At 60.4% G+C, this 23,886-nt stretch carries 21 protein-coding genes and 1 pseudogene; 9 read left to right on the top strand and 13 right to left on the bottom strand.

The features are described from left to right. Nucleotides 1-224 precede the first annotated feature (224 nt). A complete protein-coding gene (locus LDB29_RS13630; RefSeq protein ID WP_257554407.1) occupies nt 225-1,430 on the top strand; it encodes a polysaccharide biosynthesis/export family protein in 1,206 nt (401 codons plus the stop codon). Between the two features lie 26 nt (nt 1,431-1,456). On the opposite strand, the gene rfbA is transcribed toward LDB29_RS13630, so the two are convergent. The 5 genes from rfbA to LDB29_RS13605 all read right to left on the bottom strand — a co-directional run bounded on the left by rfbA (nt 1,457) and on the right by LDB29_RS13605 (nt 6,666). Then, nucleotides 1,457-2,317, bottom strand: coding sequence for a glucose-1-phosphate thymidylyltransferase RfbA (rfbA, locus tag LDB29_RS13625; RefSeq protein WP_257554406.1), 861 nt, complete (start codon nt 2,315-2,317; stop codon nt 1,457-1,459). Nucleotides 2,318-2,372: 55 nt separating this feature from the next. Beyond that, nucleotides 2,373-3,434 (bottom strand): dTDP-glucose 4,6-dehydratase, encoded by a 1,062-nt coding sequence (gene rfbB / locus LDB29_RS13620; RefSeq protein ID WP_373886345.1) that lies wholly within the window; start codon nt 3,432-3,434, stop codon nt 2,373-2,375. A gap of 31 nt (nt 3,435-3,465) precedes the next feature. Continuing rightward, nucleotides 3,466-4,047 (bottom strand): dTDP-4-dehydrorhamnose 3,5-epimerase, encoded by a 582-nt coding sequence (gene rfbC / locus LDB29_RS13615; RefSeq protein ID WP_257554404.1) that lies wholly within the window; start codon nt 4,045-4,047, stop codon nt 3,466-3,468. Nucleotides 4,048-4,313: 266 nt separating this feature from the next. Beyond that, complete coding sequence (locus LDB29_RS13610) at nt 4,314-5,393, bottom strand: bifunctional 2-polyprenyl-6-hydroxyphenol methylase/3-demethylubiquinol 3-O-methyltransferase UbiG (protein WP_257554403.1); 1,080 nt, start codon at nt 5,391-5,393, stop codon at nt 4,314-4,316. A gap of 130 nt (nt 5,394-5,523) precedes the next feature. Beyond that, on the bottom strand, nt 5,524-6,666 hold the full coding sequence (locus tag LDB29_RS13605; RefSeq protein ID WP_257554402.1) for a site-specific integrase: 1,143 nt from the start codon (nt 6,664-6,666) through the stop codon (nt 5,524-5,526). A gap of 969 nt (nt 6,667-7,635) precedes the next feature. On the opposite strand from LDB29_RS13605, the gene LDB29_RS13600 reads away from it, so the two are divergent. The 3 genes from LDB29_RS13600 (at nt 7,636) to istB (ending at nt 10,280) form a co-directional block, all read left to right on the top strand. Further along, entirely contained in the window at nt 7,636-7,896 is a 261-nt protein-coding gene (locus LDB29_RS13600) for a VirB8/TrbF family protein (protein WP_373886274.1), read from the top strand. A gap of 123 nt (nt 7,897-8,019) precedes the next feature. Further along, complete coding sequence (gene istA, locus LDB29_RS13595) at nt 8,020-9,516, top strand: IS21 family transposase (RefSeq protein ID WP_082430708.1); 1,497 nt, start codon at nt 8,020-8,022, stop codon at nt 9,514-9,516. Next, nucleotides 9,513-10,280 (top strand): IS21-like element helper ATPase IstB, encoded by a 768-nt coding sequence (gene istB, locus LDB29_RS13590; RefSeq protein ID WP_054944222.1) that lies wholly within the window; start codon nt 9,513-9,515, stop codon nt 10,278-10,280. Before istA ends, istB begins: the two co-directional genes overlap by 4 nt. 127 nt (nt 10,281-10,407) lie before the next feature. Here istB and LDB29_RS13585 read toward each other — a convergent pair. Then, nucleotides 10,408-10,722 (bottom strand): annotated as a pseudogene (locus tag LDB29_RS13585) (Lrp/AsnC family transcriptional regulator); the annotation flags it as partial. Between the two features lie 200 nt (nt 10,723-10,922). Here LDB29_RS13585 and LDB29_RS13580 point away from each other — a divergent pair. The 3 genes from LDB29_RS13580 to LDB29_RS13570 all read left to right on the top strand — a co-directional run bounded on the left by LDB29_RS13580 (nt 10,923) and on the right by LDB29_RS13570 (nt 12,723). Then, complete coding sequence (locus LDB29_RS13580; RefSeq protein WP_044660254.1) at nt 10,923-11,387, top strand: Lrp/AsnC family transcriptional regulator; 465 nt, start codon at nt 10,923-10,925, stop codon at nt 11,385-11,387. 121 nt (nt 11,388-11,508) lie between these two features. Next, on the top strand, nt 11,509-12,171 hold the full coding sequence (locus LDB29_RS13575; protein ID WP_257554399.1) for a haloacid dehalogenase type II: 663 nt from the start codon (nt 11,509-11,511) through the stop codon (nt 12,169-12,171). 60 nt (nt 12,172-12,231) lie between these two features. After that, nucleotides 12,232-12,723 (top strand): Lrp/AsnC family transcriptional regulator, encoded by a 492-nt coding sequence (locus tag LDB29_RS13570; RefSeq protein WP_257554397.1) that lies wholly within the window; start codon nt 12,232-12,234, stop codon nt 12,721-12,723. Between the two features lie 180 nt (nt 12,724-12,903). Here the strand turns inward: LDB29_RS13570 and LDB29_RS13565 are convergent, their stop codons facing one another. After that, nucleotides 12,904-13,131, bottom strand: coding sequence for a hypothetical protein (locus tag LDB29_RS13565; RefSeq protein WP_257557085.1), 228 nt, complete (start codon nt 13,129-13,131; stop codon nt 12,904-12,906). On the opposite strand from LDB29_RS13565, the gene LDB29_RS13560 reads away from it, so the two are divergent. Beyond that, entirely contained in the window at nt 13,036-13,950 is a 915-nt protein-coding gene (locus LDB29_RS13560) for a phosphotransferase (RefSeq protein WP_257557031.1), read from the top strand. The two genes, LDB29_RS13565 and LDB29_RS13560, sit on opposite strands and share 96 nt — an antisense overlap. Beyond that, nucleotides 13,947-15,269 carry an aspartate aminotransferase family protein gene (locus LDB29_RS13555; RefSeq protein ID WP_128830712.1) on the top strand — a complete coding sequence of 441 codons (1,323 nt, stop codon included), beginning with the start codon at nt 13,947-13,949 and terminating at the stop codon, nt 15,267-15,269. The genes LDB29_RS13560 and LDB29_RS13555 overlap by 4 nt, the downstream gene beginning before the upstream one ends. Before the next feature lie 51 nt (nt 15,270-15,320). On the opposite strand, the gene LDB29_RS13550 is transcribed toward LDB29_RS13555, so the two are convergent. From LDB29_RS13550 to LDB29_RS13525, 6 genes are all read right to left on the bottom strand, one after another. Then, entirely contained in the window at nt 15,321-16,247 is a 927-nt protein-coding gene (locus LDB29_RS13550) for a glyoxylate/hydroxypyruvate reductase A (protein ID WP_257554393.1), read from the bottom strand. Continuing rightward, nucleotides 16,244-17,284, bottom strand: a complete 1,041-nt coding sequence (locus LDB29_RS13545; protein ID WP_257554392.1) for a PepSY domain-containing protein — start codon at nt 17,282-17,284, stop codon at nt 16,244-16,246. The genes LDB29_RS13550 and LDB29_RS13545 overlap by 4 nt, the downstream gene beginning before the upstream one ends. 69 nt (nt 17,285-17,353) lie before the next feature. Further along, entirely contained in the window at nt 17,354-19,516 is a 2,163-nt protein-coding gene (locus LDB29_RS13540) for a TonB-dependent siderophore receptor (RefSeq protein ID WP_044660249.1), read from the bottom strand. A gap of 257 nt (nt 19,517-19,773) precedes the next feature. Then, a complete protein-coding gene (locus tag LDB29_RS13535) occupies nt 19,774-21,099 on the bottom strand; it encodes an FAD-binding oxidoreductase (RefSeq protein WP_257554391.1) in 1,326 nt (441 codons plus the stop codon). Between the two features lie 27 nt (nt 21,100-21,126). After that, nucleotides 21,127-22,587, bottom strand: a complete 1,461-nt coding sequence (locus LDB29_RS13530) for an aldehyde dehydrogenase family protein (protein ID WP_257554390.1) — start codon at nt 22,585-22,587, stop codon at nt 21,127-21,129. After that, the gene (locus tag LDB29_RS13525; protein ID WP_257554389.1) at nt 22,584-23,864 is read right to left on the bottom strand and encodes an FAD-binding oxidoreductase; all 1,281 of its coding nucleotides are present in this window, start codon (nt 23,862-23,864) and stop codon (nt 22,584-22,586) included. Before LDB29_RS13525 ends, LDB29_RS13530 begins: the two co-directional genes overlap by 4 nt. Nucleotides 23,865-23,886 lie beyond the last annotated feature (22 nt).

Here is a 23,886-nt window from a genome sequence, read left to right as displayed (position 1 = left end):
TTCTATAGCAGTTTTTGTAACATGAAACTGTGCACCCAAGCGTGGTAACTCCGTAGCCGATGGGTTTCAACAGCTTTGTGTCGATGACATTTACCGACATAGCGCGAGGCATGACAATGGAATAAGGCAGATCGCGGCAGAATTCGGCGAAAGGTTTTCAGCGGGATGGAAAGTGGCACAAGAGTGGGTTAAGGCCAGCACAAATACAGTCCCGGAGTATGACCTTGATCTCTTTTTTCCTTAGCGCTGCCCGGATGCGGTCGCTGCGCGGTACGTGTCTCGTCGCCATGCTGGTGTCGCTCGGCGGCTGCGGGATGATGCCAGCGGTCGGACCGTCATCGCGAGCCGTGGCACGGATTGAAGGTCATACTGTCTCTAACGCTGACATAAAGGTCATTGACGTCACGGATGGCGTTGCACGCCAGATGCTCGCCGGCAGCCGGGCCGCGCTTTTTTCCGAAGTACTGGGCCAAGGCGCGCCGGACAACACGGTCGTGGGGCGAGGGGATATCCTCGACATCGTGATTTGGGAGGCTCCCCCGGCGGCGCTGTTCGGTGGAACCATCGGCGGCGCGACAGAGGTGAATCCCGTCAATAGTCAGGTAGCGAAAAGCACGAATATGCCCGAGCAGATGGTTGGTACAGACGGGCGGGTGACCGTTCCCTTTGCAGGATCGGTTCTCGCGGCCGGCCGGACGCCGCAGGACATTGCACGAGATATCGTCGGGCGTCTTTCCGGCAAAGCCCATGATCCTCAGGTCATTGTCCGCCTTGTTCGTAACGCGACCCGGGAAGTGACGGTCGTGGGGGACGTGGTTACCAATATCCGATTGCCCCTCACGGCGAAGGGCGAGCGCGTCCTCGACGCGTTGGCGGGCGCGGGTGGCGCTAAGCAACCTGTCGGAAAGATGACCATACAGGTGAGCCGCGGCACGCGCACAACATCAATGGCACTTTCCTCGATTATCTCGGATCCCGCCCAGAACGTGTATCTGCAACCTGGTGACGTCGTGACGGCACTCTATCAGCCTTTCAGTTTCACCGCGCTTGGAGCGACGGGCGGCAACGGCGAAGTTCCGTTTGAGGGCAATGGTATCACTCTAGCGCAGGCTCTGGGCCGGGTGGGTGGATTACGCGATGATCGAGCGGATGTGCGCGGCGTTTTCATTTTCCGGCTTGAAACGCCGACAGCGCTTGATCCTGCCGTGGCTGCAGGTGCGCGCACAACCCCGGATGGCAAGGTGCCGGTCATCTATCGCATCGACATGAAGGATCCAGCGACCTTCTTCATCGCGCAGAGCTTGCCTATTCGCGACAAGGACGTGCTGTATGTGTCCAACGCACCCATTGCCGACCTTCAGAAATTCGTCAATATCCTATCCTCATTGATCTTCCCGGCTATCACGCTCCAAAATGCGAACGTTTTGTAAGATACTGAGAGGACTTGTGTGAAGGTTCAGACAAGTCCTCTCAGGTACGCGCCATAGGCCGATTTGCCCAAGTCTGCGGCCAGACGCCGTAGCTGGGCATCGTCGATGAAGCTCATCCGCCACGCGATTTCTTCCGGGCTGGCGATCTTAAAGCCCTGGCGCTTTTCAAGGACACGCACGAATTCCGCGGCTTCGATTAGGCTGTCCGGCGTTCCGGTATCCAGCCAGGCATAGCCGCGCCCCATGACCTCAACCGACAATGCGCCACGTTCGAGATAGGCGCGGTTGATATCGGTGATTTCCAGTTCGCCTCGCGGTGACGGCTTAAGATCCGCTGCTATGTTGACGACTTGCTCATCGTAGAAATACAGGCCCGTCACCGCCCAGTTTGATCGGGGGTTTGCCGGTTTCTCGTCAATTGACAAAGCCCGTGCTTGTTCGTCGAACTCGACTACACCATAACGCTCGGGGTCGGTGACATGATAGGCAAACACGGTTGCGCCATTCGTCTTGGTCAGGGCGTTGCCGAACATTTCGTTCATGCCGTGGCCGTAGAAGATGTTGTCACCAAGAATCAGCGCCGACCGCTCGCCCTGCACGAAGTCCGCGCCGATGATATAGGCTTGTGCGAGCCCATCAGGGCTCGGCTGCTCGGCATATTGAATGTTTAGCCCCCATTTACTGCCATCGCCCAACAAGTCCCGAAACGCCGGAACGTCGCGAGGGGTAGAGATCAATAATATCTCCCTGATGCCGGCCAGCATCAAAGTAGACAGCGGATAGTAGATCATCGGCTTGTCATAGACGGGCATGAGTTGCTTGGAGGTTACCAGCGTCATCGGGTGCAGTCGGCTTCCAGTGCCACCCGCTAAAATGATCCCCTTCATGTTTAAAATCCAAACTCTCTGATCAAGGTTAGTCTTAGTAAAAGGTGGCCCACTGTCAGCCAATCTTTTCGAGGCCAAGCCGCTCCGTTGTGTAGCGTTTGTCCAGAATGTCCTGCCACCATGGCTTATTGTCCAGATACCACCGAACCGTAGTCTCTATGCCCTGCTCAAAGGTGACAGACGGTTGCCAGCCGAGCTGATCACGTATTTTGCTCGCGTCTATTGCATAGCGATGATCATGGCCTGGCCGGTCCGCGACAAAATTAATTTGCTCGCTATAAGAACGGCTATTATCGCGGGGGAGGAGACGGTCCATGATATCGCAAATACTGTTCACAACGTCGATGTTTCGCCGCTCGGAGTTGCCGCCGACATTGTAGGTTTCACCTGGCTTGCCCCGTTCAAAGACTGTCCGCAAGGCACGAGCGTGATCCTCCACGAACAGCCAGTCACGCACATTGCTGCCATTGCCATAGACTGGGAGCGGCGCGCCCGATAATGCACGGATAATGATGAGCGGAATCAGCTTTTCAGGAAAATGATAGGGACCGTAATTGTTCGAGCAATTGGTTATCAGCACCGGTAGATCATAGGTGTGGCCCCATGCCCGGACAAGATGATCCGAGGCTGCCTTTGACGAGGAATAGGGCGAGCGTGGGTCATAGGCGGTTGTCTCGGTAAAATAGCCCGTCTCGCCCAAGGACCCGAACACCTCATCGGTCGAGATATGATGGAAGCGGAATGCGGCCTGCGCGGCATTGTCTAGGCTGCGGAAATAGCTCAGCGTCTGCTGGAGGATCGTATAGGTGCCGACGATGTTGGTCTGGATAAACTCATCCGGGCCGTCGATGGAGCGATCAACATGGCTTTCTGCAGCGAGGTGCGCAATGATCTGAGGTTGAAATTCTGCCAACAGGCGGCTCAGAAGTGCAGCATCGCAGATATCACCTCGGACGAATCGGTAGCGGGGATTCTTGGCAATAGGAGTAAGTGATGATAGCACGCCTGCATATGTGAGCTTATCGAGATTCAATATTTCATGATCGCTATCCGCGATTAGGTGGCGGACGAGCGCCGAGCCAATGAAACCGGCTCCCCCGGTGACCAATATGCGCATCATGATCCCTCGTGTTGAGCGTTGTTCCAGTTCACGGCTCGATAGGAGCGAGCGGTTCGCCTGTGAAATGGAAAGGGCTATCGAATTCGGCGAGCGTCGGGAGTGTCTCGTCCTTGGCCGATAGGACCGGGCCGGATTCTGGCAAAGGCCAGAGAATATTGATGTCAGGGCAATTCCACCGCACGCCGCCGTCGCAATCTGGCGCGTAATATTCCGAAACCTTGTAAATGACTTCGGTATCAGGTTCTAGGGTCACGAAAGCGTGTCCAAAACCGACAGGTATAAAAAGCTGGTGGCCGTTTTCCGCGCTAAGTTCCGCAGAAACATGCTGGCCATAGGTAGGCGAGCCCGCGCGCAGATCGACTGCATAGTCGAGTATCCGGCCGCGGATGCAGCGAACCAGCTTGGCCTGAGCGTGTGGCGGCCTCTGAAAATGAATGCCCCTTATGGTTCCGACGGGCGCTGAATAGCTATGATTGTCCTGAACCAGCCGAACATTCACCCCCGCCTCCGCCCAGCGTTTGTCGACATAGGTTTCGGAAAACCAACCTCTGTCATCGGAAAAGCGGCGAGGTTTGATCAGTTTGATAAGATTTGTCACGGTCCGTGCCATAGTGAAACTTCCAAACTGCTAGCCGCAGCAAGAGCTATTGCAAAGGGCTATTCCGATTTTGATAGGATAATCCGATAAGCGCGAGGCCCGGTGGGCGAGATTTTGAGCCTACTGTAATGCCATGAGATTGGCGTTGGACCCATCCTGCGAGCGCGGCTCCCGAGTCGCTGCACTTTACTGCTCAGGCTACTGTCGGGCGCGATGCTCGCAGTTGCGGCCTTATTCGCTTCGACTTCGATACTGTCGTGCGGTCATCCCCTCACCTGTCATTTTGCGGCGCTCAAAGCTTTTCCCTCATGCCCGATCCACATCCTGACTGGCCCGTCTCCGAATCCTCCTACGGAAATTCTGCGGATTGCAGTAAAATCGACAGCGCGTCCTGTGCGGACGATACAATCCGCTTCGTTTATCGTGGCTATCGAAATGCCCGCCGTGGTCCTGACATGCGCTTCCACAAAGCAATCCCAACCAGCAGTATCGGACGAAATCATGAAACGGAGCAGATTGCAATCATGCTTGATGACCGACGCGAACTGTAGCGGTTCCCTAGTAAGATCGAGCGGCACTCCGACATCGACTGTCACCTCGGCCCACGTTCCTGGCTTGAAATCGAGATATAGCGCCTCCGCAACCTCGAGTCCCACGATTGGGAGAGTGGCGGATAAGGTACGCTTCACGATCTTTAAGGGGTCAGCGAACACCACGTCGGGCAAACGATCATCATTATCCTCAATGTAACAGGCTTCGGCCCAAGGCTGTGGAAGGTGTTCTTTCAACCGCATAATCTCGAAGCCTGTGGGCGAAAAGTCGCGCTTGCGACCCCAGCCGCAGACGTGCTGGCCCATTTCCATAAAGGTCGCTCCCGTGCAGTCGAACCCTGAGGCTACGAACCACATCGCGAGCTGTGCGCATGTCCAACCGATGTGGCAGTGATCGTTGCCCGTCCGTCCGTCGAACGGCGGCACGATAATGAACAGATAGCCATTCGGATTCAGCATTGCCCGGATTTTTGTCATGGCCGTCATGGTGTCGGGCATATGTTCTAGGACATGCGACATAAAAATAGCATCGAAAAGGCGTCCTTCCTCAATCTCCATGAGATTGGTCGCCAGAAACTCGATCTCATCGTGAAATTGGAACTGGGTCGGCTCATAGTCGAGCGCCACCGGTCTGTAGCCTCTCTCCTTGAAATAGGCGCTATGGGCTCCTGCCCCTGCTCCCACATCGAGAATCGATCCGATGCCATCCGGCAATCGGCTGAGCCATGGCATTTGGCTTTTGAGCCTGCGCTTGCCTGTCTCGAGCATGTGACTAATGACTTCAGCGGGAGTCATATCAGATCGCATATTACCCTCTAGAGCAGGCCGTCGGGCTTCCCTTGAGACATTGACGGCGATTTGTCCATCATTTGTTCCAGGCAGGCGCGATAGGCATTGAAAAAGCAGCGGTCATCTACCGGATAGAGACTGAATCAAGTTAGCTTAGCCTGTTGATGGACTCGCGCATATGATCTACGCTGACGCTGGAATAGCGCTGTACCATCCGGAGCGATTTCCAGCCGCCCATGTTCATGATGGTGATGAGGTCGATCCCGGCCATGACGCAGTGCGATGCCCAGTGGTGTCGCCAGTCATGGACGGTGAAATCCTCGATCCCTGCGCGCTTGCAGGCGGTGGCGTGCTGGTTCTTGATCGGGTTGCCGCCGGGGATCTTCGCCTTGCGGGTGTCGGAATAGGGCTTGCCCAACCGGTTGAGGAAGACATGCCCCTTTGTCGGCTGCCCTCGCTTCTCCCAGATTGGACGCAGGACGTCCATGACGCGGGGATGCATCGGCACGGACCGGATGACGGCATTCTTGCTGTGGTTAAGCCGGATCGATCCTTGCTCCATATCGACGCCCTCGACACCCCATGGGAGCTGCAATGCCGTCTGGATGCGTGGGCCATGGAAGGCGAGCAGGGTGATGATCGGCTGTATGTGCGGTGAGTAGGCCTCGATCAGCCGGTCGCGGTCTTCCTTGCTGAGAAAGCGCACCCGTTCATTGTCGAACGGGATCGCCTTGATGCGCAAGGGCGGAAGGTCGTGCAGGTCGTGATGGACGTTGATCGCGGCCTGGAACACGGCGCGATAGCGATCCTGGCCCGCCGGGTCATGGCCGGTCAGATAGGCGCGGCGAAAATGCTCCCAGGCTTGTTTGGGCTCGCGCAGGCTGAAGTCGCCGATCAGCCCGTTTAGCTTGCCGATGCGCAGGATGTCGGACGGGCAGGGGGGCTTCGCCTTGGTCAGGTAGCTTTCAAAAGCGTCGGCTATTTTGCCTTGCGCCACAATCGCGGCCGGACCGAACATCAGCCGGTGCCGCAGCTTCGTCTCATGTTCAGCCATCAGGTGCGCCGCAGCATCGCGGTCACTCGTTCCTGTACTAAACTCCTTGACGATGATCCGTTTGTTGCCGAGCGCGATTGTTCCTCGAATATGGTAAACCCGGTTCTTCCCACGGGTACGGAGGGAGAGCATGTGATCTTCTCCAGCAGCAGCTGATATTGTGACTCTGTCGCGCGCGTCTTTCCGCACGCATGGATGTAGGGCACGCCATGTTTCACGAAGGTCCGGCGCATCCATTTTGCGGGATCGGTGCTGTGCATGTTCAGCCGCGACAGGATGTCACGCGGGGTTAGGAGAGTTGCCGTCGGCGTTTCGCCAGCCGCCGGTGCCCCATGCAGCGTTGTCGCATAGGCTTGGCCGGGTGACTTGGTTAGGCGACGTCTTGTCGACATGGAGAAGCCCCTTTAGCTGCCGTCGCCCGTATCGTTCCACCGAGGGCTTGCTGGCGCGCTGCGCCTTTGAGTGTGCGGCGCGGCGTCGGGCAGTATATGCACAGGGCGATCAGCTCGAGCATGCCGGGGTTTGGAAGCTCCGTGTTCTTGAATGGTGGAAGTTCGGGCATCATTTGCAAGCTCCTCGGCCACTGGGCAAAGAGCTTGGCGCCTGTCGCAGGTTGAAACAGGCATCGACCAGGACTTCCGACCGCGCCCGACCCGAACTTGTCGCCAGATGCTCGAGCCGCCTGCTCATCTCCTCGGGCAGGAGCCGGGTCTTGTAGTTCTTCATCGGGCGTTGGCCTGTTCATGACGATGTCCAGTGGCCGCGGGCCAGCCCCACGCCGGGGATGCAGAAGCGATCCGCTGCCATGAATGACTATCGCTTTTCGGCGGCCTGCAAGGGAATGGTCCAGATCGGCCCGGATCGGCCCGGATCGGACTTATATGCGCCGATAGTGGAACCGCTGTCCTGGCCGACGCTCGACGTGGACGACCGGTCTGTCCTCGCACATGAACTTAGGGCGCGTCAGAGCTGCCTATCTCAACCAAGGGCGATGCGGACAGGGTGGAACAAAGCTGATTTCGATCTCTCTCTCTCTAACCTGTTGCACCGACTTGACATTACGATAATGTGTCGTGGCGTTTTCGTTGGAAGGCGCCGAGGTTTGAGCCCCTCGCTTGGGAAGGATAGACTCGTCGCGGAAGCGGCCGGGTGGTCGATGTTATGTCCAAGCCATTTATGGCCAAAGGCATCGACACGCGTTCTCAAGTGAAATGGACCGAGAGCGAATATGAGCGGGGAAGCCAGGCGGGCTCGTCGCGCTGGACGGCGATATTGACCATCGTCACCAAGGTTCCGCGAACCGCCGATGATCTCCGCCGTAATCCGCTCGGCATCTATGTCGATGCGATTGACTGGAGCCGGGAGATCGAGGGCGACGCCACCCAGGTACGATCGGCCCCGTCCCGGACAGCGGCGGCAACAGCCATTTCCAACCCATCGGCCGACAGGATGGAGGTGCAGCCATGATTCATGAGAACGGCGGTGCAAAATTAGACCACGGTGGCGGCGGCGAAGTGCTGCTGCGGGCGGCGTAAAAGTCGTCCACTTTGCCTTCTTTGCGCGAGCAGGGAGGGCGTGGAGATATATACCGTGGATCTTTACCTGAAGGTGCGTCTTGCTTGCGCGGGCGGCATGAGCCAGCGTGAGGCGGCGAAGCATTTCAACGTATCGCGCGACACGGTCCGCAAGATGCTGTCGTATTCGGAGCCCCCCGGTTACCGCCGGACGGCGGCGGTGCGGCGGCCCAAGCTGGAAGCGTTCGTTCCGATCATCGATGCATGGCTTGATGGTGACCGTCAGGTTCCGCGCAAGCAGCGTCATACGGCGAAGCGGGTATTTGACCGCCTTCGCGAAGAGCACGGTTTCACCGGCGGCTACACGATCATCAAGGATTACATCCGACAGCGCGAGCAGCGCAGCCGGGAGATGTTCGTGCCGCTGGCGCATGCGCCCGGCCATGCCCAGGCAGATTTTGGTGAGGCCATGGTCGAGATCGGCGGTGTTGTGCAGAAGGCGCATTTCTTCGTGCTCGATCTACCGCACAGCGACGCCTGCTACGTGCGCGCCTATCCCGCTGCCGTTGCCGAGGCATGGATGGACGGCCACGTGCACGCCTTCGCGTTTTTCGGCGCGGTGCCGCTGTCGATCGTCTACGATAACGACCGCTGCCTGGTCTCGAAGATCCTGCCCGACGGCACGAGGCAGCGCGCCCGGCTGTTCAGCGGCTTCCTGTCGCATTACCTGATCCGCGATCGTTACGGCCGTCCCGGCAGGGGGAACGACAAAGGCAGTGTTGAAGGGCTGGTCGGTTATGCTCGCCGCAACTTCATGGTGCCGATCCCCCGGTTCGCGACGTGGGAGGCGTTCAACCTGTGGCTCGAGGAGCAATGCCGCAAGCGTCAGAACGACCGGCTGCGGGGCGAGAGCGAGACGATCGGCGAGAGGCTGAAGCGCGATCTGGCGGCGATGCAGGAACTGCCGGCTGCCCCGTTCGAGGCTTGTGACCAGACCAGCGGCCAGGTCTCGTCGCAGGCGCTGGTGCGTTACCGGACCAATGATTACTCGGTGCCGGTGCGCTTCGGCCATCAGGAGGTATGGATCCGGGGCTATGTCGGCGAGGTGGTGATCGGCTGCCGGGGCGAGGTCATTGCCCGTCATGTGCGCAGCTACGAGCGCGAGGACGTGATCTTCGATCCCATCCATTACCTTCCCCTGATCGAACAGAAGATCAATGCGCTCGATCAGGCAGCGCCCCTGCAAGGCTGGCACCTGCCCGAAGCGTTTGCAACGCTGCGCCGCCTCATGGAAGCTCGTATGGGCAAGCATGGTCGGCGCGAGTATGTGCAGGTGCTGCGTCTGCTGGAGAGCTTCACGCTTGCCGATCTGCATGCGGCCGTAAAGCAGGCTCTCGATATCGGGGCGATCGGCTTTGATGCCGTGAAGCATCTCCTGCTGTGCCGGGTGGAGCGCCGACCACCCCGATTGGACATGGCGATCTATCCCTATCTGCCCAGAGCCAGGGTGGAGACGACATCGGCGCGCTCCTACATGCAGTTGCTCTCGGGCGATGCGAAGGATGCGGCATGAGCAGTCCGTCCCCCGAGCTGTTACTGGCCAGCCACCTCAAGACGCTCAAGCTACCAACCTTCCTGCGCGAGCATGACAAGCTGGCCCGGCGATGCGCGGCCGAGGGCGCAGATCACGTCCGCTACCTTGCCCGGCTTGTCGAACTGGAGCTGATCGACCGGGAACGCCGGATGGTCGAGCGCCGGATCAAGGCTGCGAAGTTCCCGGCCGCCAAGAGCCTCGACAGCTTCGACTTTGCCGCGATCCCCAAGCTCAACAAGATGCAGGTGCTGGAACTGGCACGCTGCGACTGGATCAACCGCCGCGAGAACGTCATAGCCCTTGGTCCCTCGGGAACCGGCAAGACCCATGTGGCGATCGGCCTCGGCCTTGCCGCCTGCCAGAAGGGCCTGACGGTCGGCTTCACCACCGCGTCCGCGCTGGTCAGCGCGATGATGGAGGCACGCGACGAACGCCGCCTTCTGCGCCTCCACAAGCAAATGGCCGGATACAAGCTCCTCATCATCGATGAACTGGGGTTCGTGCCGCTCTCGAAAACCGGCGCGGAACTGCTGTTCGAGCTGATCTCGCAGCGTTACGAGCGCGGCTCGACGCTGATCACCAGCAACTTGCCGTTCGACGAGTGGACCGAAACGTTCGGCTCCGAGCGCCTGACAGGCGCGCTCCTCGACCGGCTTACCCACCACGTCTCCATACTCGAGATGAACGGAGAGAGCTATCGTCTGGCCCAAAGCCAGGCGCGCAAGGCACGCTCCAACCCCTGACAGAAAAGACCATCCGTGTGTTGGCGACCCCCACTCGGGCTACGCCCTCGCGGCGCTCGCCAGCACACGGATCACCCGGCCTGATTTTGCGCCGCCCAATGGCCGACTTTTACTCCGCCGTTGACACATAGCCTCCGCTGACATGGTGGCACTCGACGATTTCGCATACTTCCCTCGCTCGCGCGAGGAAGCGCCCGAAATCCGCAACGCGGTGATCGGCCAATGTCACCTCCGTGAACACCATTAGGTAATCGCCCATTTTCTCCAGCGCGACCCGCGCACCGTAGGATTTTATGTAACCTGCATCCTCCAGCCTCTTCAGCCGGCTGAGACATGGACTGGCGGACAAGCCGATGGCGTTCGCCAGACCGACGTTCGTGACCCGACCCTGTTCCTGGAGATAGGACAATATCTTGAAATCCAACCGGTCCAGTTTTTCCATTGCACGTTCCACCGCGATCCACGCGGCCGATGCTATGATTTTTCGGTCGGCAGAATCCATCGGCTCGATACATCCAAGCCTGATATTTGGATTGTACAAAGCTCCTGAACCGCAGAATCTTTGGTGGCATTACCGCATGATGGACAGGCAGACCCCTTGGCCTGCCGAAAGCAGATGGGACGGGGAAACAGACCAGCGAAATGAAGCTCGACCGGATCGATATCAAAATTCTCCGCAAGCTGCAGACCAGCGGCCGCATCAGCAATGTCGATCTGGCGGAAGCGGTGGGGCTGTCGGCCAGTCCCTGCCTGGCAAGAATCAAGAAGCTCGAGGCGGCGGGGATCGTGATCGGCTATAACGCCCATTTCGATCTCGCTAAACTTGGCGATTTCGTCACCGCTTATGTGCAGGTGATCTTGAAAAACCATCGGCGGGCGGAGGCGGAGCGGTTCGAAAGGGCCGTCTTGCGTATAGCCGAGGTGGTCGAGTTCCACATGGTGAACGGCAAATTCGATTATCTCGTGAAAATCGTTGCTCAGGGCTATGATGGGCCGGCGCGAATTCTGGAACAGATATGGCAAGCGGATCTCGGCATCCAAAGCTATTCCATATTCATCGTTTCCAGCACGCCGATCCGCAATTCGTCGCTGCCGCTTAGCGATTGATCTTTGGTGAAGGCGCCATAAATTGGAAGAATTCGCTTCGAACAATTTAATGCACAGCGGAAATTATCGATAAAGAGACGCTATTCATCAGGCCCTTCAACGACAGCAAAGGTACGGCCCGGTGTTCAGACCCAAATTTATCAGCTTTGACTGCTATGGAACGATGATAAACTTCATCATGGGGCCGACCGCGCGCGAAATTTTTGCCGATCGGGTAGACCCATCGGAAATGGAGCCCTTCCTGGCATCCTTTCGCGCCTATCGCCTTGACGAGGTTCTTGGTGCCTGGAAGCCTTTCCATGATGTCGTCGCCAATTCGATCGAGCGTACGTGTCGGAAGCACGGCGTCATTTTCGAAGCGAAGGATGCGCAGGCTTTATACGATGCCGTTCCGACGTGGCAACCGCACCCGGACGTTCCGGGTCCACTGTCGCGAATCGCCGATCATTATCCGCTGGTCATCCTGTCCAATAGCATGGTGGACCTGATCCCATACAGCGCCCGCAACATCGGCGTGCCCTTCCACGCCGTGCTGACGGCGGAGGAGGCGGGTGCCTACAAGCCGCTCATGCGGCCCTTCGAATATATGTTCGACCGCCTGGGCTGTTCGCCTGAAGTTATGATGCATGTGTCATCGAGCCCCCGCTACGATCTGATGACCGCCCACGATCTCGGGTTTGGCGCGAAGGTCTTTGTCGATCGCGGGCATGAGCCGCCGACAGAACATTATGGTCTCACCCGCATTCGCGATTTCAACGATCTGCCGGCATTGCTGGGACTTTGAGATCGTGGGTGCGGATGGCCGGCCATTTCAACTTCGCTGAATAGAGGAATTGCCGTCGCCGTGAAAAGGACCATAAAGCTGGATGCGACCGACCTGCGAATTATGGCCGTTCTCGAAAAGAATGGCCGTATCACCAATTCTGCCTTGGCGGAGAAGGTGGGTCTGTCGCCCAGCCCTTGCCTGACGCGGGTGGATCGCCTTGAAGCGGCGGGCTACATCACCGGCTATGGCGCACGTATCAATCTTGCGGCGATCGGCGAACTGGTCACGGTATTCGCGGAGATTACGTTGCATGACCGGCGTATGGGAACGGTGTCGCGCTTCGAGCAGAAGCTGAAGACTATCGACGAACTTCAGGAATGCGCGCGCGTCAGCGGCGATTGCGACTATATATTGAAGTTCGTGACCCGGTCAGTGTCGCATTATTCCCAAACGATCATGAAAATCGTCGAGGAAAGCGGTCTGGTCGACCGCTATTTCAGTTATTTCGTCGTGCGCAGTTTCGAGGTCGGGCAACGCGGGTTCCTCGATCTCGTTCAATCGACGGACTGACATGGGCATAAAGATGCTCGAGGCGGTTCAAATCGCAGCCTGATCGATCGGCACTCCGCACGAATTCGGCACATTTTACGGCAGCATGTCCCTCATAGCATGCCAGCATGCGGAATGTCGAAATCCATTGGGTTGCGCAGGAAATACCATCGCGGCTCGATCAACATGGGGCGAAATATGCTACTCGATCCGACGCTTACCACCCAGCCGCCCCAACTCGGCGCGCAGGATGCAGAAGACCTGGCGCGAAACATCTTCGGCAAGGCGCTCCATGCCGTTGAACTGAGTGGAGAAAGGGATCGCAACTTCAGGATGACCGCCCCCGACGGCAGCCAGTTCCTCCTGAAGATATCGAACCCCGCCGAAGCGCGCGAAATCGTGCATCTGCAAAATGCTGTGCTCAATCATCTCAAGGAGGCGGAGCCTTCATTGCCCGTGCCACATCCAGTGGCGGCCCTCGACGGGCGGTATCACACGGACATATCCTTGGCCGACGGTCGCGCTTCGATCCTTCGGATGCTGACATTCCTGCCGGGCACGCCGCTTGTCGCCTCGCCTAGGACGACAGCGCTGCGTCAGGCGCTGGGCCGCTGTCTCGCCTCGCTCGATCGGGCCCTTCATGACTTTGTCCATCCGGCGGCAGAACATGATTTGCTCTGGAACGTGGCGGCCGCGCATCGCCTTGCCGGGATGATCGACAGCATTGCCGACCCGGCGCGGCGCGTGCTCGTCCGGCGCTTCATGGATCATTATGAGGCAAACACACTGCCGGCACTCACCAAGCTGCGCGCGCAGGTGATCCATAATGATTTCAACCTTGGCAATGTGCTGGTCCGGCCGGACCGCACCGACGAGGTGGCGGCTATCATCGATTTTGGCGATGTGATCCACGGGCCGCTTGTAGGCGAGATCGCGACTGCTGCTGCCTATCAACTGGTGGACGGTCCCGACCCGCTTCGGAATGCAGCGGAAATGATCGGCGCCTATCACGGTCGGCTGCAGCTGGAGCCGGGGGAGCAGGTCGTGATGCTGGACCTGGTGATGGCGCGGCTTGTTATCACGGTGCTCATCACCGAATGGCGCGCGACACGTTACCCCGAAAATCGCGCCTATATCATGCGCAATAACGGTCTCGCATGGGCGGGCCTCGACCATATCGACCAGCTGCCTCGGGCCGAGGCCAGCCGCCGTTTGCTTCAATTCTGCCAGTCAGGAGACAATGAATGACCTTCGTGGATGTGTCCTCCGTAAACGCCTTCATCCCCGGGCAAGTCGAACTCGATGCACATGAGGCGCGGATGATCGAACAGCGCGACCGGCTGCTTGGGCCCGCTTATCGGTTGATGTACCAAAAGCCGCTCCATTTCGTCCGTGGCGAGGGTGTGTGGCTCTACGACCCCGATGGACGGCGCTATCTCGATACCTACAACAATGTCGTGTCGCTCGGCCATTGCCATCCTGATGTCGTAGAAGCGATCACCCGACAGGTGGCGACGCTATGCACAAACACGCGCTATCTGCACGAAACCATCCTTGAGCTCGCCGACAGTCTGCTTTCGACCGTGGAGGGCGATTTGTCGCATATGATGCTGACCGGCTCAGGCAGCGAAGCGAACGATCTTGCCTATCGCATCGCGCAGGTTCGCACTGGCGGAACCGGTGTCATCGTCACTGAGACCGCCTATCATGGCATAACCGACGCGGTTTCGAAATTCTCTCCGACATTGGGTGAGGGCGTTCCGCTGGGGATGCATGTGCGCACCGTTCCCGCGCCAGCGGCCTATCGTACCGGTCCCAATGTCGGCGAACGCTTCGCGCGCGACGTGGAGTCGGCGATCGCCGATATGAAGAGACACGGTATCCGGCCTGCCATGCTCATCGTGGATTCGCTTTTTACGAGTGACGGCATCCTTCCCGAAGAGCCCGGATTTCTGAAGGGTGCAGTCGAGGCAATCCGCAAAGCCGGCGGCATTTTCGTCGCCGACGAGGTGCAGCCGGGCTTCGGCCGGACCGGGAGCCATATGTGGGGGTTCCAGCGGCATGGCATTGATCCCGACATCGTGACGCTTGGCAAGCCCATGGGCAACGGACAGCCCATTGCCGGTCTGTTGACCCGGCATGACGTGGTTGAGGAGTTCGGGCGCAGTTCCCGCTATTTCAACACGTTCGCGGGCAACGCGGTGTCCTGCGCAGCGGCGGCGGCGGTGCTCAAGGTCATCAAGCGCGACCATATCATGGACAACGCCCGTGATGTCGGGGCTTATCTCCTGAGCCGAGTCGAGGCCTTGCGGGAGCGGCACGCTTGCCTCGGGCATGTGCGCGGCGCTGGCCTTTTCGTTGCCGCCGATATTGTGACGGACCAGGAGAGCCAGGCGAGCGACCGTGCCCGCACAACCCAGGTCGTGAATGCCATGCGTGAGAACGGCGTGCTGATCAGCGCGTGCGGCGCGGATCACAACATCCTCAAGATCCGTCCGCCGTTGATCTTCAGCCGGGAGAATGTCGATCTGTTCGTCGATGTGCTGGACAAGGCGCTGGAGCTTTAAAATGCCGAAGGGGCGGCAAACCCCTCCGGTTCCGACTTGCCTGTCGTGCTTTCAATAGCCTGTGCCGCGTTCTACCTTGCCTTCCATCGCTGTTCCCGCCCGATGGCGGCGGATATTGGCGATGAGGGCGTGCGCGGCGCTGTCCGCGCGCGTCATGCTCGCGACATGCGGGGTGAGCAGAATGCGGGGATGACTCCAGATAGGGTGGCCTGTCGGCAACGGTTCGGGATCGGTGACGTCAAGCAAGGCTGCGGAGATATGGCCTTCATCGAGCAAGGCCAGCAGATCCTCTGTCACGAGATGGCCGCCACGCGCGGCGTTGATGAGCGACGCGCCCCGGGGCAGTTGCAAGAGCAGGTCGCGGCACAGGATGCCGCGCGTTTCCGGCGTCAGCGGGAGAAGGCACAGGAGAATGTCGCATTCGGCGAGGAAGTCACCAAGCCCCGTCGTGCCGGCATGACATGTCACGCCCGCCAGCCGATGCAGTGAACGGCTCCAGCCCGATAGCGCAAAGCCAAATGGGCGTAACGCTTCGAGCACAGCCTGACCCAATTGGCCCAGGCCCATGACCCCGACGCGACGATGCTGCGCCGGAACGAGCTTGATCGGTGACCAGCGCTCTTCCCGCTGGGCTTCCCGGTAGGCGATAACGTCGCGGTGTAGCATCAGAACCGCCATCGTCGCATATTCCACCATGCCCGCCACGATCCCGGGCTCAATCATCCGCACCACGTCAATATGGGGCGGCAGACCGTCCATGTTGAATTGGTCGACCCCGGCACCGATCGAGAAGAGAACTTCCAGATTGGGAAGGCTCGCGATCAGTTCCGCCGAGGGACTCCAGGCGACCAGATAGCGGATGGCGCTCGGATCGTAGCTTTCGGGCGGCTCGACAAAGGCAATGTCGGCCGCTTCCCGCGCGAAAATGTCACGCAAGACCCGGCCGCGCGCAGGATCGGAGGTGTAGAGCAGGGTCATGTCGGAACCTTTCGAGGAGCGCAGCGGCGCTGAGTTGCAACGTGCCACCACATGAGCGGGCCGGTGAGCGCCAGCGCGATTAGGGAGAGGGCGACGAGCAGCCAGAGAGCGGAGCCGGTAAGGCCTATGAACTCGCCGGTATGAATGGGAAGCAGGACCATCCAGAGCGCGCGGCTGCGGGAGGCGGGCATGGCACTCAAGATATGGGGAGACGGCAAGGCCACCGCGACGACATCGACCGCGCGCCCATTCCGATCCGGCGCATGGAAATTGACGGTCAGCCTGTCACCGCCGACCCTTATGTCACGGAGCGCCGCGCCGGGGAAAATGCCTTGCGCGAGGGTCACACTCCGATCGATCTGAAGAGCCGATATATTCGCCGGTGGAACGGAAACGCCGCTCCCGACCAGATCCGGAAAAACGAGCAGGAAACCCGTGCAAGAGATGAGAATGAGAAAGCCGCTGGCGATAACGCCCAGGGTCCGATGCACCTGCCGCAGGACGAGGCGAGGCGAAAGCCTCCATCGAATTGCCAGCGCCTTGGCGGGATTGCGCCTGGGCCACCAATAACCAACGCCGCTCACCGCCATGATCGCCAGCGCCAGCCCGTTGAGTGCGATCACCATCATCCCGGCTCGGCCGGTGAGAAGGCGGTAATGAATCTGTAGCGCCGCTTCGAGCGGGAAGCGGGTCAGGTCGCCGGCCCGCAGCACCGCGCCGCCGGCCGGGTCGATCGAGGCATAGGTAAGCCGGCCATCCGCATCGGACATATGGGCGAACCATGTGGCGCGGTCGGAGTCCGGGGCGAACAGACGGATGAGATGCGTGCCAGGCATTGCGCTGTTGGCGGCGCGTGCCGCCTCTCCCGCTGAAATAAGCGCAGCTCTTCCCCGGCTGGTCTGGCCCGCGGGATCGAGCAGGCGCTCAATAGGTCCACGATAGAGAAGCAGCGCGCCAGTGAGCGCCTGAACGAGCAGGAAAAGTGCCATGGTCAGGCCGGCATAGCGATGAAGGCGAAGCCATTGCAGCCGGGACATGATATGCCTGTGTTAAGAAGGGGCAATGCCAGGCCGCCGGCACGAAAATGCCGGCGGCCTGGCATTGCATCAGAAGTTGAAGCTCGCGCGGACGGTGAACTGTCGCGGCGTACCCGGCGCGACCCACAATGCCGCATAGGAACTGGCATAATATTTCTTGTTGAAGAGGTTGTTCACATCCGCCGACAGCTTGATCTGGTCGGTGATGTTGAACGATCCCAGCACCTTGGCGATGGTGTAGCTAGGCAGGAAGAAGGTCGTCGCTGTCTCGCCCAGCCGCCTGCCGACGTGGTTGACGCCCGCACCCAGCATCGCCTCATGGTCCCCGATCGAGAAATTCTTGAACAGCAGCGCATTGCCCTGATGCTTGGGAATGTTGATGAGCGGATCGCCTTTGAGGATCTGGAAGCCGAAATTGGGATCGAGCGCGTTGGTCGCCCACTCCGCATCGGTATAGGCATAGGTCAGGAACAGCTCGAACCCGGCGGGCAGCTTGGCGTTGAGGTCAAACTCGATGCCCTTGCTCTTTGCCGATCCCACCGGCTTGGAAAAGCCCGCGTTGGCCGGGTCGGTCGTCAGCACATTATCCTTCTTCATCTTATAAAGCGACAGGGTGCTGGTGATGCGTCCGTCGGCCGTCATGAACTTGGCGCCGACTTCATAGGATTTGCTGATTTCCGGCGCGAAAGGATTGCCGTCGAAGCCCACGCCGCTGTTGGGACGGAAGCCCTTGCCATAGCTGGCGTAGAAGGACAGGCTGCTCACCGGCTCGAACACAAGGCCGGCCATCGGGCTGAACTTGGTATAGGATTTGCGCGGATTGGTGTTGTTGAGGCGCAGATCTATATCCTGGCTGAAATCGTCATAGCGGCCGCCAAAGCGTATCTTGAACTGCTCGGTAATCTCGATCTGGTCCTGCGCGTAGATGCCCCAGGCCTTCTGGATTTCGGTCGCGTTCTGGATCACGGTTCCCGGCGTGGGCGCGGGAATGTTGTAGTTGGGGTTGAAAATGTCGATCGCATAGGACTGGTCGGAAGCGATCGGACGATAGCGGGTCTGGTATGTCTTGATCTTGAAGCGATCCCAGTCCGCGCCGATGCGGATATTATGGACGATCGATCCCGTGTTGACCTTTCCGCTGAGCTCCCCGCGGAACACCATATGGGTGGTGCTGTAATCGCGATAACGGCGCTGGCGGGTCAAGGTGCGCCCGTCATTGTCGAGCCGCTGTCGGCTAAGCACCAGTTCCGGATCGCTGGAAAAGCCCTCGAACGTGGTGTCCTTGTAGCCCGCACCCAGCATCAGCGTCCAATCCGCGCTGAAATCATGCTGGTACTGCGCTTGATGGCCCAGCACCTCGACCTTGACCGGGCCGTCATTGGGATTGCCGAGGAACCGGCTGTTGGGGATAGCGCCCAGATTATAGCTGATAGAGCCGTTGGCGTTGACAGTCGGGATCGCCACCACGCCGCGCTCAAAAGGTACCTCCTGGTTCACATATTCCAGTTCATATGTGAAGATGTCGGCATCAGACAGCTTGGCCAGGAAGGACGGGGTGAGCGTATATTTCTGCGTGTTGACCGTGTCGCGGAAGCTTTCCGCCTGCTCGGACGACCCGTTGATCCGCACCGCGACGCTGTCCGACAGCGGCAGGTTATAGTCCGCTTCGACCCGGTATGTCTCCCAGCTGCCCGCGGATATGGCGAAGCTGCCGCCTTCCTTGAAGGTCGGTTTCTTGGTCACGATGTTGACCGTGCCGCCCGGCTCGCCGCGCCCGAACAACGCCGAGTTGGGGCCTTTCAGAATCTCGATCCGTTCGACGTTCGACGCGTCGCGCGGACCGCCATAGCCACGTCCACCGTTGAAGCCGTTGACCAGAAAGCCGCTCGGGAAATTCTCGTCACCCGCAAAGCCGCGGATCGCGAAACTGTCCCAAAGGCCGCCAAAATTATTCTGGCGCGACACGCCGCTCGCCAGTTCGAGCGCGGTGTCGAGGCGGGTGATGTTGAGATCGTCGAGCAGTTTGCCTTCCAGGAACTGCACCGCCTGGGGAATTTCCTTGACCGGCGTATCGCCGAAATATTGCCGCTTGAGGCCGGTGACCACGATGGTGCTGTCGGAGGCCGGGTCTGCCGGCTCTTGCGCCAGAGCGGCGGGCGAAAGCGTGGCAGACAGGGCGATGGCGGCGGAGCCCGCGAGGAAGCCAAGGCGGCGGACCGATGACATGCGCATGATGTGTTCCCCTTATGAAATCGCTGTTCCCGATGTCCTGCGAAGTGGGGCTGGCTTTTTATGTCCGCACGGGCTTTGTCCTGCCTGTCGCGGAAGCCTTCGCCGGGATGGTTCTTTCCACCTCTTGTTACGGATCAGGCTAGGCCGCGTTACGGAAATATTACGTCAAATTCATCGGGCCGGCCGGTGCAATATTGTGAATCGATGAACCCTCACGGCATGAACATGCGGGGCGGTCCGCACCTCATCTGCCCGGGTCAAAATTCCGATACGTCGATCTTTTCGCCGCCACTGAACCGGGAAAGGCGATAGGGTTTCGGGTCGACGATCGGGGTTTGACCCGACGCGATATCCGCAACCAGATGTCCGGCACCCGGACCGATGCCAAAGCCATGGCCGCTAAAGCCAGCAGCCAGAATGAAGCCGGGGATGTTCGGGATTTCGCCGATAACCGGAACGCCATCCGGTGTGCTGTCCACGAAGCCTGCCCAGGCCGCGACCATCGGCACCGAGCCCAGGGCAGGGATCAGGTCGGCTGCGCGCTCGATCGTCAGCCGCACCGTCTTGGGATCGGCGATCGGATCGAGGATACGCACCTTTTCCATCGGCGTGGGGCCATCGAGAGTCCAGCGCGTCATTCCCTCATGTCGACCGCGAAGGCCGTGCAGGCCGCCCGGCGACAGGCTGCGCCAGCGATTCTTGAACATCGGCAGGAACTTGCTCTGATAGCGCAGAAATTGCAGCGTGGGATCGACCTTCGCCCGGCCGCTGATCGCCAGCGTGTGGCAGCCATCGTCGCGCCGCGTGATGGACAGCGACTTGCTGTAGAATGCGTCAGGGAGGTTGAGACCGCTCGTGCCCACCGCCAGGATCGATTGGCGCACGGTGGCTTGCGGAAAATCCACGCCCAGTTGGCGCAGGAAGGACGATGCCCATGCGCCGCCTGCATGAATGACCAGCCGCGTACGGATCGTGCCGCGCTCGGTCACCACGCCGCTGACCGCGCCGCCGGCGGTTTCGATGCCCCGCGCCGCGCACGCCTGATGCACGCTGCTGCCCATGCGCATCAGCGCCCGTGCGACCGCCGGCACGGCCATGCCGGGATTGGCGATGCCGTCATTTTGCGAATGTACCCCCCCCTTCCAGCGTTCGCCGGTGAAGCGGGCGTGCTGGGTCGCCTCCTCGCTCGACAACATGCGCGTCTTGACGCCGACCGACCGGGCATATTCGCCCCAGCGCGCCCAGGTGTCGAGTTCCTCGTCATTATTGCTGACATAGAAGAGGCCACAGCGGCGGAAGCCGGTATCTTCCCCCATATCCTCGCCGAACGCCTGCCAGAGGTCGAGCGCCTTGGTCGCCAGCGGCAATTCACGCTCGTCGCGATTTTGCTGGCGGCACCAGCCCCAGTTGCGGCTCGATTGTTCGCCGCCGACCACGCCCTTTTCGACCAGCGCGACCTTGAAGCCGCGCTTGGCCAGATAATAGGAAGTGAAAGCGCCAATGATCCCGCCGCCGATCACGACAGCGTCTGCTTCGGCGGGAAGTTCGGGCGAGGATTTGATGAAACGCAACGGGGCGGGCATGGAACGGGCCTCCAATGTTCGGACGGATCAGGCGAAGCCTAGAATGGACTTGATCTCGAGATATTCTTCAAAGCCAAAGGCGCCATATTCGCGGCCATTGCCGGATCGCTTATAGCCGCCAAAGGGTGCATGAGGGTCCCAGGCGGGATAGTTCAGATGCACCTGTCCCGTGCGGATGCGGCGGGCGACGGCGCGGGCCTGATCAAGGTCGGCACCCTGCACATGACCGCCAAGCCCGAAGATCGTGTCGTTGGCGATCGCGACCGCCTGATCGACATCGTCATAGGGGATGATCACGAGCACGGGCCCGAAAATCTCCTCCTGCGCGATGCGCATGGCGCTGTCGACGTCGGAGAAAATGGTCGGGCGTACGAAAAATCCCTGCTCCAGCCCTTCGGGCTGCCCCGGTCCACCGCAGACGAGCCGCGCGCCTTCTTCCATGCCGACCGCGATCATCGCCTGCACGCGCCGATATTGCGCGTGATTGGCGATCGGCCCCATGATCGTTTCCGCCTCGCTGGGCTGGCCGACGATGATCGACGCGACCGTCGCGCGGGCGATCGCCTCCACCTCGGCCAGCCGGTCGCGCGGCACGATCATGCGTGTGGGGGCGCTGCACGACTGACCGACATTGCGGAAGGCGGACATGACGCCGGGCGGGACCGCCTTTTCGAAATCGGTGTCGGGCAGCATCAGATTGGGTGATTTGCCGCCCAGTTCCTGCGTCACTCGCTTGACCGTGGGCGCGGCCGCCTGCGCCACCAGCACCCCGGCGCGGTTGGAACCGGTAATGGAGATCATGTCGATGCCGGGATGCGCCGCCATGGCCGCACCGACTTCGGCCCCGGTGCCGTTGACGAGGTTGAAGACACCGGCCGGCGCACCTGCGTCATGCACGATCTGCGCGAACATGAGTGCGCTCAAGGGCGACAACTCGCTGGGTTTCAGCACCACCGTGCATCCGGCGGCCAGCGCCGGCGCGACCTTCGCCGCGATCTGGTAGAGCGGCCAGTTCCAGGGCGTGATCAGCCCACACACCCCTATCGGCTCGCGCACGATAGCGGTGGTGCCGCGCATCGTCAGGAAATCATAGTCGCGCAACACGTCGATCGCGGCCTGCACATGAGCGGCCGCCAGAGGGATATGGGCGGCGCGCGCATGACTGATCGTCGCACCCATTTCCAACACCAGCGCCTGTGCCAATATTTCCGCACGGTCGAGCATGAGCGCGTGGATGCGCTCCAGCAGCGCCAGGCGATCCGCGACGGCGGAAAGGGCGAAGGACGGGAAAGCTGCGCGGGCGGCGGCAACCGCACGGTCGAGGTCCGCCGCCGTGCCGGCAGCGACCTTGGCCACCACGTCGCCGGTGGAGGGGTTGACGACCGGCAGCATCTCGCCGGCGTTCACCGTAACCCACGCGCCGTCGATAAAGGCTTCTCCGCCGCGGGCGATCGCCTGGCTCAGTTTGTCCATGGTATCAACGGTCATTTCACAAGGTCCTGATAGCGGTAATAGGCTCCGACGAACGGCAGGAACCAGGGCTTGCCGAAATGGCCGGGAATGGCCGGCCAGTCGAAATCGCGCCAGGGGTTGAGGTCGGCCCGGCCGTCCAGCACCTCGGCCATGATCGCGCCCATATAGGTCGCCATATGGGTGCCGTGGCCGCTATAGCCCATCGAGTAGAAGAGGCCGTCGCGCTCGCCCGCGCGAGGCAGGCGGTCCCGGGTCATGTCGACCATGCCGCCCCAGCAATAATCGATGCGCGCGTCGGCTAGCTCGGGGAAGACGCTGACCATCGACTGGCGCAGGATGACCCCGCTCTTCGCGTCGGACGCCGCGTCGCTGCGCCCGGAAAAGCGCGCGCGCCCGCCGAAGATGATGCGATTGTCGGGAGACGTGCGGAAATAGCTGACGAAATTGCGCGTGTCCGTGGTGTTGCGGCGATGGGGCGTCAGCCGATCGAGCAGATCGACCGGCAGCGGTTCGGTGGCGATCAGGAACGCTCCGATCGGTACGATCCGGCGACGGAACCAGCCCAGCGGCCCGACCGCCGACGTGCCGGTCGCCAGCAGCACCTGACTGGCGCGCACGGTCCCTTGCGGCGTCTTCAGTTCATGCGCCTGTCCCGCCAGCCGCTTCATGCCGATGACCGGATTATACTCATGGATCAGCACGCCATGCCGGGCGGCGGCTTCGGCGAGCCCCTGGCCGAACTCACCCATGTGCATGTTCGCGCCCTTTTCGTAGAGCATCCCGCCAAAATAATGATCGGAGCCGATCTCGCCGCGCATGTCCGATCGCGGAACGAGCCTCGTTTCCGGATCGACCTCGCGGGCCAGCAGCTCCTGCGAACGGACGATCCTGGCATAATGTTCGGGCTTGGCGGCGAGCTTCAGCTTGCCGACGCGGGCGAAATGGCAGTCGATGCCTTCCGCGGCAATGATGGACTCGACCTTGTCCACTCCCGCGTCGAAGGCACGGTAGAGCATATTGGCGCGTTCGCGGCCGAGCTTGCCGACCATGCCGGCATAATCCTGCGCGAAACCGTTGTTGCACATGCCCCCGTTGCGGCCCGACGCCGCCCCGGCGACCCGATCAGCCTCCAGCACGACGACCTTCGCGCCTTTCTTCGCCAGTGCCAGCGCGGCGGACAGGCCAGTGAAGCCGGCGCCTACGACCGCGACATCCGCGGTCCCATGCGGGCCACCGGGCGCGCCGGAGGCGAAGGGCTTGGTCGTGTCGAGCCAATAGGACATCATCTTCATGCGACTGTCTCGCCGCGCGGCA

It is taken from the genome of Sphingobium sp. CFD-2, assembly GCF_024611135.1.
Lineage (GTDB): Bacteria > Pseudomonadota > Alphaproteobacteria > Sphingomonadales > Sphingomonadaceae > Sphingobium > Sphingobium fuliginis.
The sequence above is the reverse complement of the archived record's forward strand: the minus strand, read 5'-3'. Positions and strand labels throughout refer to the sequence as shown.